The following is a 12,650-nucleotide window of genomic DNA, read 5'->3' on the forward strand; positions in this document are numbered from 1 at the left end:
GTCCACCCCTCCGGATGGCGCATGATGGCGTGCATGGAATCCGGGCATATCCGACTCCGCTCGGCGACGGGCCGGTGGGTGCTGCTCACCACGGTCCTCGGGTCGTCCCTGGCGACCCTCGACGGCACCGTGGTCAACGTGGCCCTCCCCGCCCTCGGGCGCGACCTCGACGCCGGGATGTCCGGCCTGCAGTGGACCGTGAACGGCTACACACTCACGATGGCCGCGCTGATCCTGCTGGGCGGGTCGCTGGGCGACCGGCTCGGCCGGCGCAAGATCTTCGTCGTCGGGGTGGTGTGGTTCGCCCTGGCCTCCGCCCTCTGCGGGATCGCGCCGAACGCCCCGGTGCTCGTGCTCGCCCGCGCGCTCCAGGGCATCGGGGCGGCCCTGCTGATCCCCGGCAGCCTCGCGATCATCCAGGCGAGCTACGCGCCGGACGACCGGCCCCGCGCCGTCGGCGCCTGGTCGGGGCTGGGCGGCGTGGCCGCCGCCGTCGGGCCGCTGCTCGGCGGGTGGCTCGTCGAGGCGGCCGGCTGGCGGTGGGTGTTCCTGCTCAACCTGCCGCTCGCGGCCGTCGTGGTCGGCGTCGCCGCCCGGCACGTGCCCGAGACCAGGGACGCCGGGCCGCACGGCCGCTTCGACGTGCTCGGGACCGTCCTCGCCGCCCCCGCCCTGGCCGGCCTGACGTACGGCCTGATCCTGGCGGGCGACGGGCTGGTGCCGCTGTCCGCCGGAATCGCCTTGTCCATCTGCTTCGTGGTGGTGGAGATCCGGCGCTCTCCCCGATCGCTCGTCCCCGTGGGGGTGTTCGCCTCGCGGGAGTTCACCGCCGTCAACGTCGTCACGCTGGTCATGTACGCGGCGATGGGACTGGTGTTCTTCCTCCTGGTCGTCCAGCTCCAGGTGTCGGCCGGGATGTCACCCATCGCCGCCGGGTCGGCGATGCTCCCGGTCACCATCCTCATGCTGCTGCTGTCGTCCCGGGCCGGCGACCTGGCGGGGAGGATCGGCCCGCGCCTGCCCATGACGGGAGGGATCCTGCTGTGCGCGGCCGGGCTGCTGCTCATGAGCCGCATCGGCCCCGGCGCGTCCTACCTGGCCGACGTGCTGCCCGCGGCGTGCGTCTTCGGGCTCGGCCTGTCCGCCGCCGTCGCTCCCCTCACCGCGACGGTGCTCGCCACGGCGGAGGAGCGCTACGCCGGCGTCGCGAGCGGGGTCAACAACGCCCTGGCCAGGACGGGCGGGCTGCTGGCCGTCGCCGCCGTGCCGCCGCTCGTGGGGCTGACGGGCGACGCCTACGAGTCGCCCGCCGCGTTCACCCGGGGGTTCCACACGTCGATGCTGGTCTGCGCGGTCATGATGGCCGTCGCGGCGGCCGTCGCCTTCGTCACGATCAGGACGAACATCCTCGCCGCCCAGGCGGGCGGGCCGCCCCCGCCCGAACTCCCCGGCGAGGCTTCGCCGCTCGGCTCCCGCCCTCCGGCGAGTTCGGGCACCTGACCCGGGCGTTCACGCGCCCCCGCGCCCCGTGCGCGGGTGGCCGGAGACGGTCGCGGAGCGGCCGCGCGCTCAGCCGAGAAGCGTCTTCAGGTCCTCACGGAGCGCGGCGGCGTCGCGGAAGTGGACGGCGGCGAGCCCCGCCCCCTCGGCCGCCGCGACGTTCTCCAGCCGGTCGTCCACGAAGACGAGGTCGCCGGGGGCGACCCCGAGCCAGGCCACCGTCTCATGGAAGATCTCCGCCTCCGGCTTCACCAGGCCCATCCGGCCGCTGTAGAAACGCGGGCCGATCGGCCGCATGAACGGCAGCGCGTCGATGCCCTCGGCGACGCAGACCGGCATGTTGGACAGCAGCGCCATCGGCACCCCGACCTTGGCCAGCTCGTCGACGATCGCCACCGTCTCCTCGTTGGGCCGCGACCAGCTCGCCACGTCGAGGGCGACGACCTCGTCCAGGCCGGCGCCGTCCATCGGCCTGCCGTACACGTGGGACCAGTACGCGGCCGGGTCGAGCGAACCCCGGTCGAAGTCGAGCCGCACCTCCCAGTAGCGGTCTTCGAACCCGGGCTCGGCCCCTGTGACGTACGAGGCCAGGCGGGCGACGTCCTCGGGGGCCTGGGGGAGGGAGACGACGTTGCCGTAGTCGAAAAGCACAGTCTTCATGGTCGTACGATCATAACGCGTGTGCGCGACTCAGGTCACGAAGGGCTTCAGATACTCGTTGGCGCCCCCGCAGCGCAGGTAGTTGCGCACGGTGTGGAAGTCGAGCCAGTCGATGTCGCAGGAGACGTCCCGCTCGACCCCGTCGAAGCACGACGCCAGCGCGGCCGGGATAGCGGCGATGTCGTCCTTGTCGGCGATGTTGATCCAGCGGCGCACGCCCGGCGGGCGCGCTCCCCGGCCCCGGACCGGCACGGGGGCGAGCCGGTCGAACACGACGCGGCGCATGCCGAGCGGGCTGCCCAGCGTGACCAGCAGGTCGACGGACAGGTCGGGATGGGCCCACAGCGCCTCGTACGTGACCACGCTGCCGAGGGAGTGCGCGACGACCGCCCGGGGCCGGCGCCGGCGGATGACGTCGGCCACCGTGTCGCGGGCCCGTACGCGCGGGGCGCCGCCGCCGAGGTAGGTGGCCACCTCCGGGCAGAAGTCCTGCGCGAAGCGCACCGCCGCGGGGCCGAGCCTCGCCAGCAGCCACTCGGCCAGCAGGTGCGCGACGCCGGTCAGCGACTCCCCCGCCGCGTCCCGGAACGGGCCGCCGAGCTGGGCGGCCCAGTCGGCGAAGACCAGCTTCGAGGGTGTGCCCATCTGCCGGACCGGCCGGGGCGGGCCGCTGTGGAGATGGTGGGCGTAGTAGGCGATCTCGGTGAAGTAGTCGCCGGCGCCGCCCGTCCGGCCGCCCAGTCCCTGGTGCAGGTAGGCGTTCCACTTGGCCCGCACGGCCGCGGCGGCACCGTCCGCCGATCCGCCGGCGTCCTCGTAGTAGTGGTACTTGCCTATGCCGTGCACGCCGACGATCGAGGTCATGCTCCCGCCCCACAATGTCGCCCGGTTTCCGGAGGTCCCGGTTTTCCGGACGTCACTGTGCACGAGGTGCTGGACCGCGACAACCACAAGCCGCGTTTACGGCGATAAATGACGCGCGCCGGTGGTATCTACGTGGATAAGTTGTTCGTCCGGTCCATTCGTCTCCCCTGTTCGCCCCGTCCGTCCGACCGAAGAGGACTCGCCATGCCAGGCCCGTTGCACGTCCGCGGCTCGATCGTCGTGCCCGAGGCCGAGCTGACCTGGCGTTTCTCCCGCTCGTCCGGCCCGGGCGGCCAGGGCGTCAACACCACCGACAGCCGGGTCGAGCTGGGCTTCGACGTCGCGCGCACGACGGCCCTCGGCCCGGCGCTCCGGACCCGCGCGCTCGAACGGCTCGCTCCCCGGCTGGTCGACGGTGTGATCACGGTGACGGCCTCGGAGCACCGGTCGCAGTTGCGCAACCGCGAGGCGGCGCGGGAACGGCTGGCCGCGCTGCTCCGCGACGCGATCGCGCCGCCGCCGAAGCGGCGCCGTTCCACCAAGCCCTCCAGGGGCGCGGTCGAGCGCCGCCTGGCGGCCAAGAAACAGCGCTCCGACCTCAAGCGCCTGCGCCGTACGGCGGACTGAGCCGACCGGCGGGCACCCGGCCGGGGCCACGGCGCCGGCCGCGCCTCTACCGGTGCCCTCGGGGCGTCTCCGCCGTACGGGCGAGGTGGGCGGCGATGGCCTCCTCCCAGGAGCGCAGGAACGCGGGGTAGCCGTCCGCGAACCCGGCCAGTTCGGCCTCGGCCGCGACGGTCAGCGGAGTGAGGTCGTAGGTGACCGTCACGTCGCTGTGCCCGCTCCCGTCCGGCGCGAGCACGACGCCGACCGTCCCGGCGTGGACTCCCTCGCGCACCCGGGCGTAGGAGACCGACGAGCCGGGCTCGTGGGGGTCATGGGCGCGGTGCAGGACGATCCAGGTGGTGGCCGCGCCGTCCGCGCCGGTCTGGAAGACCGTTCCCGGCGCCGTGTCGTCCGCGACCCCCTCGGGGAAGCGCGGCTCCCAGCCCTCGACCCACTCCCGTTCGCCGTACGGCGTGAAGAGCCGGAACGCCTCGGCCGGCGGGAGCGCGACCCGCAGGCCGCCGGTGAGGCGGCGGCGCCGCGGCGCGGCGCTCACCTCTCCTCCAGCAGGTGGGCGTCGGCGGCCGTGAGCGTCAGGCCGTAGACCTCTCTGAGCTGCTCGATCTTGGTGAGGGTCTCCGGCCCGAACGGCGGCCTGCCCTCGAAGGCGTGCAGGACGATCCCCTCCACGAGGTCACCGAGGGAGATGTCCAGGTATTCGGCCAGGCCCTTGAGCACCTTCAGCGTGTTGCGCTCGATGCGGAGGCCGGTCTGGGCCCGCTCTACTGTTACCATGGTAACAAGTTACCATCCAGATAAGATCAGACCCTCCGGTCCTCCATCTCCCAGATGTGGTCGATCACGTGCCAGACGATCCGGCGGGCGGCGTAGCGGGCCGGCCATCCGCCCTCGGCGAGCGGCCCGCCGTCCGACGGCCGCGACAGGACGCGGGCGATGTCGTCACGCATGGCGGTCAGGCCGGCCGTGTCCTTGAACGGCTTGTGCCGTACGCCGATCTTCCTGGCATAGGACCGCTCGGCCTCACGGACGTGGGCCACCATCTTGTCCCGGTCCCTGCCGCCGCCCCTCGGGCCCTTGCGCAGTTCCTCCGGGGACGCCGCGGCCACCTCGGCGAAGACCTCCCACGCCGCCCGGGCGAGGGCGACCGTGCGTACGGCCTCCGGCGCGTCCACCGGCTCCCGGTCGAGGCCGGGGATCGCGGAGATCGCGCCGAAGTCTGTGGTCCTGTCGCCCTTGACCCGCTCGACGACCTCCGGGTCCCCCGGCGAGAACTCCAGCCCGGCCCGCTCGGCGATCACGCGGTAGCGCGGCGCGTAGTCCGCGAGGGTCCCGATCGCGGCCTCCTCGGTCCTGCCGATGCGGCACCAGCCCGGCCAGTCGGCCGAGCAGGCGAAGACCTTCTTGGGCCCGATCTCCAGATAGACACGGTGGTTCATGGGGCCAGCATGGCAGCCATACCTGCCGGCCCCTGTCAGGTTCTCCCGGCCGGCTCAGACGAGGTCGATGAGGTCGGCCACGGAGTTGACCACCTGGGTCGGCCGGAACGGGTACCGGTCGATCTGGTCCTTCTGCGTGACGCCGGTGAGCACCAGGATCGTGTTCAGGCCCGCCTCGATGCCGCAGACCACGTCGGTGTCCATGCGGTCGCCGATCATGGCGGTGCTCTCGCTGTGCGCGTCGATCTGGTTGAGCGCGCTGCGCATCATCATCGGGTTCGGCTTGCCGACGAAGTACGGCTCGACCCCGGTCGCCTTGGTGATCATCGCCGCGACCGCGCCGCAGGCCGGGAGCGAGCCCTCGGTCGAGGGGCCGATGGGGTCGGGGTTGGTCGCGATGAACCGGGCGCCGTTGTCGATCAGCCGGATCGCCCGGGTTATCGACGTGAAGCTGTAGGTGCGGGTCTCGCCCAGCACCACGTAGTCGGGGTCGAGGTCGGTCAGCACGTAGCCGACCTCGTGCAGGGCCGTGGTCAGCCCCGCCTCACCGATGACGTACGCCGAGCCCTCGGGCCGCTGGTCGGCCAGGAACTTGGCGGTGGCCAGCGCGGAGGTCCAGATCGACTCGGCGGGCACGTCCAGCCCCGCCGCGCGCAGCCGTACGGACAGGTCGCGGGCGGTGTAGATCGAGTTGTTGGTGAGGACGAGGAACCTCTTCCCCGACTCCTTCAGCCGCCTGATGAACTCGTCGGCCCCCGGCACCGGCTGGCCCTCGTGGACCAGCACGCCATCCATATCAGACAACCACGACTCAATGGGCTTTCGCTCGCTCATGCGTCCAAGCATGGCAGGTGGCGGGGCATCGAAGCACATTTCGCCAGACACCCGGAAATATCCGGATGCGACCTCAGGTTGGGCCGAACATGAGCGAGCGAAACAGGCAGGACGGCACACACGGCCTGACCGGCCCACGCGGTCCCGAAGCGCGAGGCGAGGGAGTGGCATGAGCGGCGAGGACGAGATCCGCGGCGTGCCGCGCGGAACGGCCGGAGTGCCGCTGTCGATCCTGGAGCTCGCGACCGTCGGCGAGGGCCAGACAGCCACCGAGTCGCTGCGTGACGCCACCGAGCTGGCCCGGCGGGCCGAGGAATGGGGTTATCACCGCATCTGGGTCGCCGAGCACCACGGCATGCCCGGGGTGGCGAGCTCCTCCCCGGCCGTGCTCATCGCGCATCTCGCGGCGGCCACCCGGACGATCCGGATCGGGTCGGGCGGCGTGATGCTGCCCAACCACGCCCCGCTGGTGATCGCCGAGCAGTTCGGCACGCTGCACGCACTGCACCCCGGCCGCATCGACCTCGGCCTCGGCCGCGCCCCGGGCACCGACATGGCGACGGCGAACGCCCTGCGCCGCTCCGCCGAGGTGGACCCCGACGACTTCCCCCGGCAGGTGGCCGAGCTGACCGGGTTCCTCGACGGCTCGTTCCCGCCCGGCCACCCGTACGAGAGGATCCGGGCCGTGCCGGGCGGCCCCGACTCGGCGGACACGGGCCGGCCGCCGATCTGGCTGCTCGGCTCCAGCGGGTTCAGCGCCAGGCTGGCCGGTCTGCTGGGGCTGCCGTTCGCCTTCGCCCACCACTTCAGCGCGGCCAACACCGAGCCCGCGCTCGACCTCTACCGTTCCTCCTTCCGCCCCTCCGAGGTGCTCGACCGCCCGTACGCGCTGATCGGGGTGGCGGCGGTCGCCGCCGACACCGAGGAGGAGGCGCTGCGCCAGGTCATGCCGGGCGCGCTGTCGTGGCTGCGGATGCGCCACGGCCGGCCCGGCCGGATGCCGACCCCCGAGGAGGCGCTGGCCTATCCGTACACCCCGATCGAGCGGGAGTTCGTCCGCGACCGGCTGGCGACCGTCGTGCACGGCGACGCCGAGACCGTGCGGGCCGGGCTGGAGGAACTGCGCAAGCGCACCGGGGCCGACGAGCTCATGATCACCACGATGGTCCACGGCGCCCCGGCCCGGCTGCGCTCCCACGAACTCGTCGCCCGCGCGTACGGCATGGTCTAGCGCCCGGCCGCCGCGTGGACCGGGCGGTGGCGCGCGACGCGTCCGCCCGGGCCCGCGCACAGCGGGCGGGCGGGCGCTACGGGGCGAGGGCGTCGAGGGCCTCCTCCGCGCGGCGCAGGGACTCTCCGGGGTCGGCCTCGGGGTCACCGATCTCGGGGTCGAAGTTGAGGTCGTGGAACACCTCGGTCACGCCCCTGGCCGCGAGCTCCTCCACGTCCCGCCGGATCTTGTCGTACGACCCGGTCAGCGGGCCCTCGTCCGCCGGGCGGACGCGGGTGACGCCGCGCACGACGAACCGCAGCGCGTCCGGGTCGCGTCCGGCCCCCCGGGCCGCCTCCTTGACGATGGCGATCTGCTGGTCGATGGTGCCGAGGTCGGCGCGGCTGGAGCTGATCCAGCCGTCGGCGATCCGCCCGGCGCGCTCCAGCGCCACCCGCGCGGTGCCGCCCAGCAGGACGGGCGGCGGCGTGGCGGGCCGGGGGTCCTGGTGGGAGCGCGGCACCTCGTAGAACTCGCCCCTGTGCTCGACGACGTCCTCGGTCCACAGCCGCCGCAGCAGGCCGACGTACTCCTCCGCGCGCCTGCCCCGCCGCTCCATCGGCACGCCGGACGCGGTGAACTCCTCCGGCAGCCAGCCCAGCCCGAGGCCCACGTCGAGCCTGCCGCCGGACACCTGCTGCAGGGTCGAGAGCTGCTTGGCCAGCAGCACCGGGCTGACGAACGGCAGGTTGAGCACGGCCACGCCGAGCCGCACCCGCTCGGTGATCCCCGCCAGGTACGCGAGCGCGACGACCGGGTCCTGCACACTGCGGTAGACGGGCCCCATCGCGTGGCCCTCCGGGTAGAGCAGCCGCTGGAACGCCCACACCCCGTGGTAGCCGAGCTCGTCGGCGCGGCGCGCGATCCGCCTCATGTTCTCCGGCGTCGCCCACGAGCCCGACACCGGCACGGCAAATCCAATCCTCATACCCGCACACTAGGGTGTCCGCCGTGGACGATCATCGCTTACAGGCCGGCGAGCTGGCCCGGCTGGCGGGGCGCGACGGGCCGGTGACGGTGCTCAAGCAGACCATGGCTCTCAAGCGGACCAAGGTGCTCGTGGTCCGGGCCGGCGACGTGGTCGTCAAGGCGCATCCGCCCGGCACCGACGAGAGGGCCCTGCGCGCCCGGCTCGACGCGGCCCGCGCCCTCGACGGCATCATGCTCGCCCCGCTCGGCCTCGAACGGCTGGACGGCCGCCTGGTGACGATCTGGCCCGCCGGCGAGCCGCTGACCATGGACGACGTGGAGGCGGGGACGACGCCGTGGGAGGAGGGCGGCCGGCTGCTCGCGCTGCTGCACGCCCGGCCGGTCCCCGCGGGCCTGCCGCCCGCCGGGGGCCCGTCGCGGCTGCCGCGGGCCATGGCCGACCTGGCGTCGGCCGGTGTTCCCGCCCCCGTCGCCGCCCCGATCCTGGAGGCGTACGCGACGCTGCCGCCGGCCCGGGAGGGCGGCGCGCTGACCCACGGCGACTGGCACCTCGGCCAGATCGTCCGGCACGGCGGCGGCTGGCTGCTGATCGACCCCGACGACCTCGGAGCGGGCGACCCGGCCTGGGACCTGGCCCGCCCCGCCGCCTGGTTCGCCGCCGGGCTGCTCGCCCCGGACGACTGGGAGCGGCTGCTGACGGCCTACCTCGCGGCGGGCGGGACCGCGGTGTCCGCGGACGATCCGTGGCGGGAACTCGACGCGCCGGCCCGGGCGTTGACCGTTCAGCTGGCCGCGACGGCGGTGGCCGCGGGGGCGAGAGCCGGGAAACCACCCGACGACGCCGCCGAGGCCCTGGTGTCCGCCTGCGAAAGGATCGTCGCGGCCGCCCGTGCCGGGACCTGAATGAGGGAGAGTTCGTACATGCAGTGCCCCAAGTGCCGTGGCCGGATGCGGACGTTCGACCGCAACGGGGTCCACATCGAGCAGTGTGACAACTGCCGCGGCGTCTTCCTGGACTACGGCGAGCTGGAGACGCTGACGCGCATGGAGGCCCAGTGGGCCCAGCAGACCTACGCTCCCCCGCCGCCGGCGCACGGAGGCCCCGCCTGGGGCGGCCACCACGGTGGCCATCACGGCCACCACGGCCACCGCCGTGACAGCTGGGTCGGCATGCTGTTCTCCAGCTGAGCACCACCCCCGTCGCGAACGAGGCCGCGGCCCGGTCACCCGGGCCGCGGCCTCGTTCGCGTCCTCCGTACGGTCACATGGGGAACGCGTCGGGGTCGACGTCGCTCGTGCTGGCGTTCCCGCCGAACACGGTGTTGAGGGTGAGGGTCCAGTTGTCCCAGCTCACCCGGCCCGCCGAGTAGACGGTGCGGAACCGCAGCGGATCGTCGAACTTCGAGAAGCCGCAGTCCCTGGTGAACGCGCGGGCGCTCCTGTCGTAGTCGGCCCCGGTCGTGAAGTAGACGCGGTAGGTCCCGTCCCGGACGTTCGCGAGCTTCGCGTTCGCCCCCTTGCGCACATAGAAGCTGACGGCCTTCCGCCCTCCGCGTACGAGGGTGACGACGCCGTCGTGCGATCCGCCGTTCTTCACGGTCAGTGCGCCCCGGCCGCCGCGGATCGCCGACAGCAGCACCGTGCCGTTGCCGAGGCGGCGGGTGTGCCGGGCGGGCGGCCTGAGCGCGACCACCGGGTAGTCTCCGGCCTTCGCCAGGTCGTCCGCGGACGCCCGGAAGGTCGTGAAGTCGCCCGACGCCCCGAGCTTGGCCAGCACGGCCGTGCCGTTGCACAGGGCGTGCGACGACACGTCCTGGTCCAGTGCGCCGAGCCTGCCGTTGAGAGCGCGCAGCGCCGCCACGTAGTCGGTGTGCTCGGGGGCGACGTCCTGGGGAGGCCGCAGGGCCCCGAGCCGCGCCACCGCGGACTCCAGGGCGCTCTCCGCCCGCCCGATGCGCTGGTGGAGGGACTTGAAGGTCCGCGCCTTGGCGATGGCGGCGAGGGTCGTGCCCGCGGGGCGGGCGGCGGCGAGCGCGCTCCGGTAGGCCTCCGGGGTCATCGCCGCCGGTTCCGTGGAGGAGGCGGCGGCCGACGGCCCCGCCGTCCCGCCGGAGGCGTTCCCGCCCGTTCCGCCGGGCCGCGCCGTGCAGGCGGCGAGCGCGCAGGTCGCGGCCAGCACGGCGACGACGCCGGGAACGGGGCGTGTGAGGGTCCGGGGGAAGATCACCCGAGACACTGTCGGCCTGTCGGCGGACCCTGTCAACACGATTCGGGGCATAGGTCGCCAACCGAGACCTCCGGCGCCTGTCCGGCCGAGTTGAGAGCGCGGACGGACGACGGTGCGGCACGGCCGCGCCCGCCCACCCCAGCGGTCCCTTGAGGTGACAAAGGCCCTACCCGGTTACTCGCGTCCGGGCTCTTGTCGCTAAGGTGAACCTGACCTAACTTAGGTAAGGCTTACCGACTATCCGGAGGGCGATGTGTTCGCGAGCTACCTCATCGGCCTTCGCGAGGGCCTGGAGGCGACCCTGGTCGTCTCCATCCTGGTGGCCTTCCTCGTGAAGAGCGGCAAGGGCGACCGCCTGCCGCTGGTCTGGGCCGGTGTCGGAGCCGCCGTGGCGCTCTCCGTGGCGTTCGGGGCGTTGCTGACCTTCACCGCGGCCAACCTCGGCTCGCGGGAGCACGAGATGTTCGACGCCTTCGCCTCGCTGGCCGCGACCGTCTTCGTCACCTTCATGATCTTCTGGATGCGTACGGCGGCCCGCCGGATGTCGGGCGACCTGCGCGAGAAGCTCGGCGACGCCCTGCGGCTCGGTTCCGCGGCCGTGGTCGTGGTGGCCTTCCTCTCGGTCGCCCGCGAGGGGCTGGAGACCGCCCTGCTGTGGTTCGCCGCCGTCCAGGGCGCGACCACCAGCGCGAGCCCGCTCACCGGCATCACGCTCGGCCTGCTCACCTCCGTCGCACTCGGCTACGGGCTGTACCGCAGCGCGGTGCGGATCAACCTCACCAAGTTCTTCACCTGGACCGGCCTGCTGCTGATCCTGGTCGCCGCCGGCATCTTCAAGTACGGCGTACACGACCTGCAGGAGGCGGGCCTGCTGCCCGGTCTGAGCACGTACGCCTTCGACATCAGCGGCCTGCTCGACCCCGGCGCCTGGTACTCGACGCTGCTGAGCGGCATGTTCAACATCACCGCGCAGCCGAGCGTGCTGGAGACCGTCGCCTGGGTCGCCTACGCCGTGCCCGTCCTCGTCCTGTTCCTGCGGCGGCCCTCGGTCAAGGCGCCCGCCGGCACCGCTCCCAAGTCTCCCCAGCCCGCTTCGTGACCGGAGTCCACCCGATGCGCACCCCCACTGTCCTGGCCGTCGCGACCATGGCCCTGGCAGGCCTCACGGCCTGCTCGTCCACCGGCTCCGGCGCCGGTGCCGGCACCGAGGCGACCGCGGCCGGCTCCGGCGCGATCGCCGTGGCCGCCACCGACACCGAGTGCAAGGTGGCGAAGTCCGACCTCGCGGCCGGCACCTCGACCTTCGCCATCACCAACAGCGGCACGAAGGTCACCGAGTTCTACGTGTACGCGCCGGGCGACCGGGTGATGGGCGAGGTGGAGAACATCGTGCCCGGACTGACCCGCGAGGTCGTGATGGAACTCCCCGCCGGCATGTACGAGACCGCGTGCAAGCCCGGGATGACCGGCAAGGGCATCCGCGGCCCGCTCAAGGTCAGCGGTGAGCACAAGCCGCTGAGCGGCGACGCCGGGCTCGCCGAGGCCGTGGCCAGCTACAAGCGCTACATCAAGAGCCAGTCCGACACGCTGCTCGACAAGACCAAGGAGTTCACCGAGGCGGTCAAGGCCGGCGACGTGGCCGGGGCCAAGGAGCTCTACCCGGTCGCCCGCACCTACTGGGAGCGGATCGAGCCCGTCGCCGAGGTCTTCGGCGACCTCGACCCGGCCATCGACGCGCGGGAGAACGACGTGCCGGACGGCGAGGAGTGGACCGGCTTCCACCGCATCGAGAAGGACCTGTGGGTCAAGAAGGACGTCGGCGGCGACGGCCCGATCGCCGACAAGCTGATGACCGACGTGAACACGATCGTGACGAAGGCCGCGGCGGTCGACCTCTCCCCCGTGCAGCTCGCCAACGGCGCCAAGGGGCTGCTGGACGAGGTGGCCACCGGCAAGATCACCGGCGAGGAGGACCGCTACTCGCACACGGACCTGTGGGACTTCGACGCCAACCTGCAGGGCTCGAAGGCGGCCGTACAGGCGCTGCGCCCGGTCCTGGAGGAGCGCGACGCCGATCTGGTCAAGACGCTCGACGCGAAGTTCGCCGACGCGGAGGCGGCGCTCGGCCGGCACCGTGACGGCGACGGGTGGAAGCTGCACACCGAGCTGTCCAAGGACGACCTGCGGGCGCTGTCCGACGCGATCAACGCGCTGGCCGAGCCGATCAGCAGGGTCGCGGCGGTGGTGGTCAAGTGAGCCCGAAGGCGCTCCGGCAGGCGGTTCGGAAGGCATGGCGAGGCGG

15 protein-coding genes are annotated in these 12,650 nt (G+C 72.9%); 7 read left to right on the forward strand and 8 right to left on the reverse strand.

What is annotated here, in order from left to right:
• Positions 1-33: 33 nt before the first annotated feature.
• Entirely contained in the window at positions 34-1,500 is a 1,467-nt protein-coding gene (locus FED44_RS15220) for an MFS transporter (protein ID WP_244301950.1), read from the forward strand.
• 69 nt (positions 1,501-1,569) lie between these two features.
• Here the strand turns inward: FED44_RS15220 and FED44_RS15225 are convergent, their stop codons facing one another.
• Together FED44_RS15225 and FED44_RS15230 are read right to left on the reverse strand one after the other, a co-directional pair.
• Positions 1,570-2,160 (reverse strand): HAD-IA family hydrolase, encoded by a 591-nt coding sequence (locus FED44_RS15225; protein ID WP_117410508.1) that lies wholly within the window; start codon positions 2,158-2,160, stop codon positions 1,570-1,572.
• A 30-nt stretch (positions 2,161-2,190) separates the two neighbouring features.
• Positions 2,191-3,024: a hypothetical protein gene (locus tag FED44_RS15230; RefSeq protein ID WP_138461076.1), complete on the reverse strand. Its 834-nt coding sequence runs from the start codon at positions 3,022-3,024 to the stop codon at positions 2,191-2,193.
• A gap of 204 nt (positions 3,025-3,228) precedes the next feature.
• Between FED44_RS15230 and arfB the strand changes: the two genes are divergently transcribed.
• Complete coding sequence (arfB, locus tag FED44_RS15235; protein ID WP_117410506.1) at positions 3,229-3,651, forward strand: alternative ribosome rescue aminoacyl-tRNA hydrolase ArfB; 423 nt, start codon at positions 3,229-3,231, stop codon at positions 3,649-3,651.
• Positions 3,652-3,697: 46 nt separating this feature from the next.
• Here arfB and FED44_RS15240 read toward each other — a convergent pair whose 3' ends face one another.
• Genes FED44_RS15240 through FED44_RS15255 form a run of 4 tightly spaced genes read right to left on the reverse strand, consistent with a single transcriptional unit; the run spans position 3,698 to position 5,921 of the window.
• Positions 3,698-4,186: an SRPBCC family protein gene (locus FED44_RS15240; protein ID WP_117410505.1), complete on the reverse strand. Its 489-nt coding sequence runs from the start codon at positions 4,184-4,186 to the stop codon at positions 3,698-3,700.
• Complete coding sequence (locus tag FED44_RS15245; RefSeq protein ID WP_138461077.1) at positions 4,183-4,425, reverse strand: hypothetical protein; 243 nt, start codon at positions 4,423-4,425, stop codon at positions 4,183-4,185. Before FED44_RS15245 ends, FED44_RS15240 begins: the two co-directional genes overlap by 4 nt.
• 26 nt (positions 4,426-4,451) lie before the next feature.
• Complete coding sequence (locus FED44_RS15250; RefSeq protein WP_138461078.1) at positions 4,452-5,087, reverse strand: hypothetical protein; 636 nt, start codon at positions 5,085-5,087, stop codon at positions 4,452-4,454.
• Between the two features lie 54 nt (positions 5,088-5,141).
• Positions 5,142-5,921 carry an HAD-IIA family hydrolase gene (locus tag FED44_RS15255; protein ID WP_117410502.1) on the reverse strand — a complete coding sequence of 260 codons (780 nt, stop codon included), beginning with the start codon at positions 5,919-5,921 and terminating at the stop codon, positions 5,142-5,144.
• Between the two features lie 169 nt (positions 5,922-6,090).
• Here FED44_RS15255 and FED44_RS15260 point away from each other — a divergent pair, with 169 nt between their 5' ends.
• The gene (locus FED44_RS15260) at positions 6,091-7,152 is read left to right on the forward strand and encodes an LLM class flavin-dependent oxidoreductase (RefSeq protein ID WP_138461079.1); all 1,062 of its coding nucleotides are present in this window, start codon (positions 6,091-6,093) and stop codon (positions 7,150-7,152) included.
• 76 nt (positions 7,153-7,228) lie between these two features.
• Here FED44_RS15260 and FED44_RS15265 read toward each other — a convergent pair whose 3' ends face one another.
• The gene (locus FED44_RS15265; protein WP_117410191.1) at positions 7,229-8,119 is read right to left on the reverse strand and encodes a TIGR03619 family F420-dependent LLM class oxidoreductase; all 891 of its coding nucleotides are present in this window, start codon (positions 8,117-8,119) and stop codon (positions 7,229-7,231) included.
• A gap of 23 nt (positions 8,120-8,142) precedes the next feature.
• Between FED44_RS15265 and FED44_RS15270 the strand changes: the two genes are divergently transcribed.
• Entirely contained in the window at positions 8,143-9,024 is an 882-nt protein-coding gene (locus FED44_RS15270; RefSeq protein ID WP_244301951.1) for a phosphotransferase family protein, read from the forward strand.
• A gap of 18 nt (positions 9,025-9,042) precedes the next feature.
• Positions 9,043-9,309, forward strand: coding sequence for a TFIIB-type zinc ribbon-containing protein (locus FED44_RS15275; protein ID WP_117410188.1), 267 nt, complete (start codon positions 9,043-9,045; stop codon positions 9,307-9,309).
• 73 nt (positions 9,310-9,382) lie between these two features.
• On the opposite strand, the gene FED44_RS15280 is transcribed toward FED44_RS15275, so the two are convergent.
• A complete protein-coding gene (locus FED44_RS15280; protein WP_111701563.1) occupies positions 9,383-10,348 on the reverse strand; it encodes a hypothetical protein in 966 nt (321 codons plus the stop codon).
• 253 nt (positions 10,349-10,601) lie between these two features.
• Here FED44_RS15280 and efeU point away from each other — a divergent pair, with 253 nt between their 5' ends.
• Together efeU and efeO are read left to right on the forward strand one after the other, a co-directional pair.
• Positions 10,602-11,447, forward strand: a complete 846-nt coding sequence (gene efeU / locus FED44_RS15285; RefSeq protein ID WP_111701562.1) for an iron uptake transporter permease EfeU — start codon at positions 10,602-10,604, stop codon at positions 11,445-11,447.
• Positions 11,448-11,461: 14 nt separating this feature from the next.
• Complete coding sequence (efeO, locus tag FED44_RS15290; protein ID WP_138461080.1) at positions 11,462-12,604, forward strand: iron uptake system protein EfeO; 1,143 nt, start codon at positions 11,462-11,464, stop codon at positions 12,602-12,604.
• Positions 12,605-12,650: the final 46 nt, after the last annotated feature.

Origin of the sequence: Microbispora triticiradicis (assembly GCF_005864065.1) — a bacterium.
Lineage (GTDB): Bacteria > Actinomycetota > Actinomycetes > Streptosporangiales > Streptosporangiaceae > Microbispora > Microbispora triticiradicis.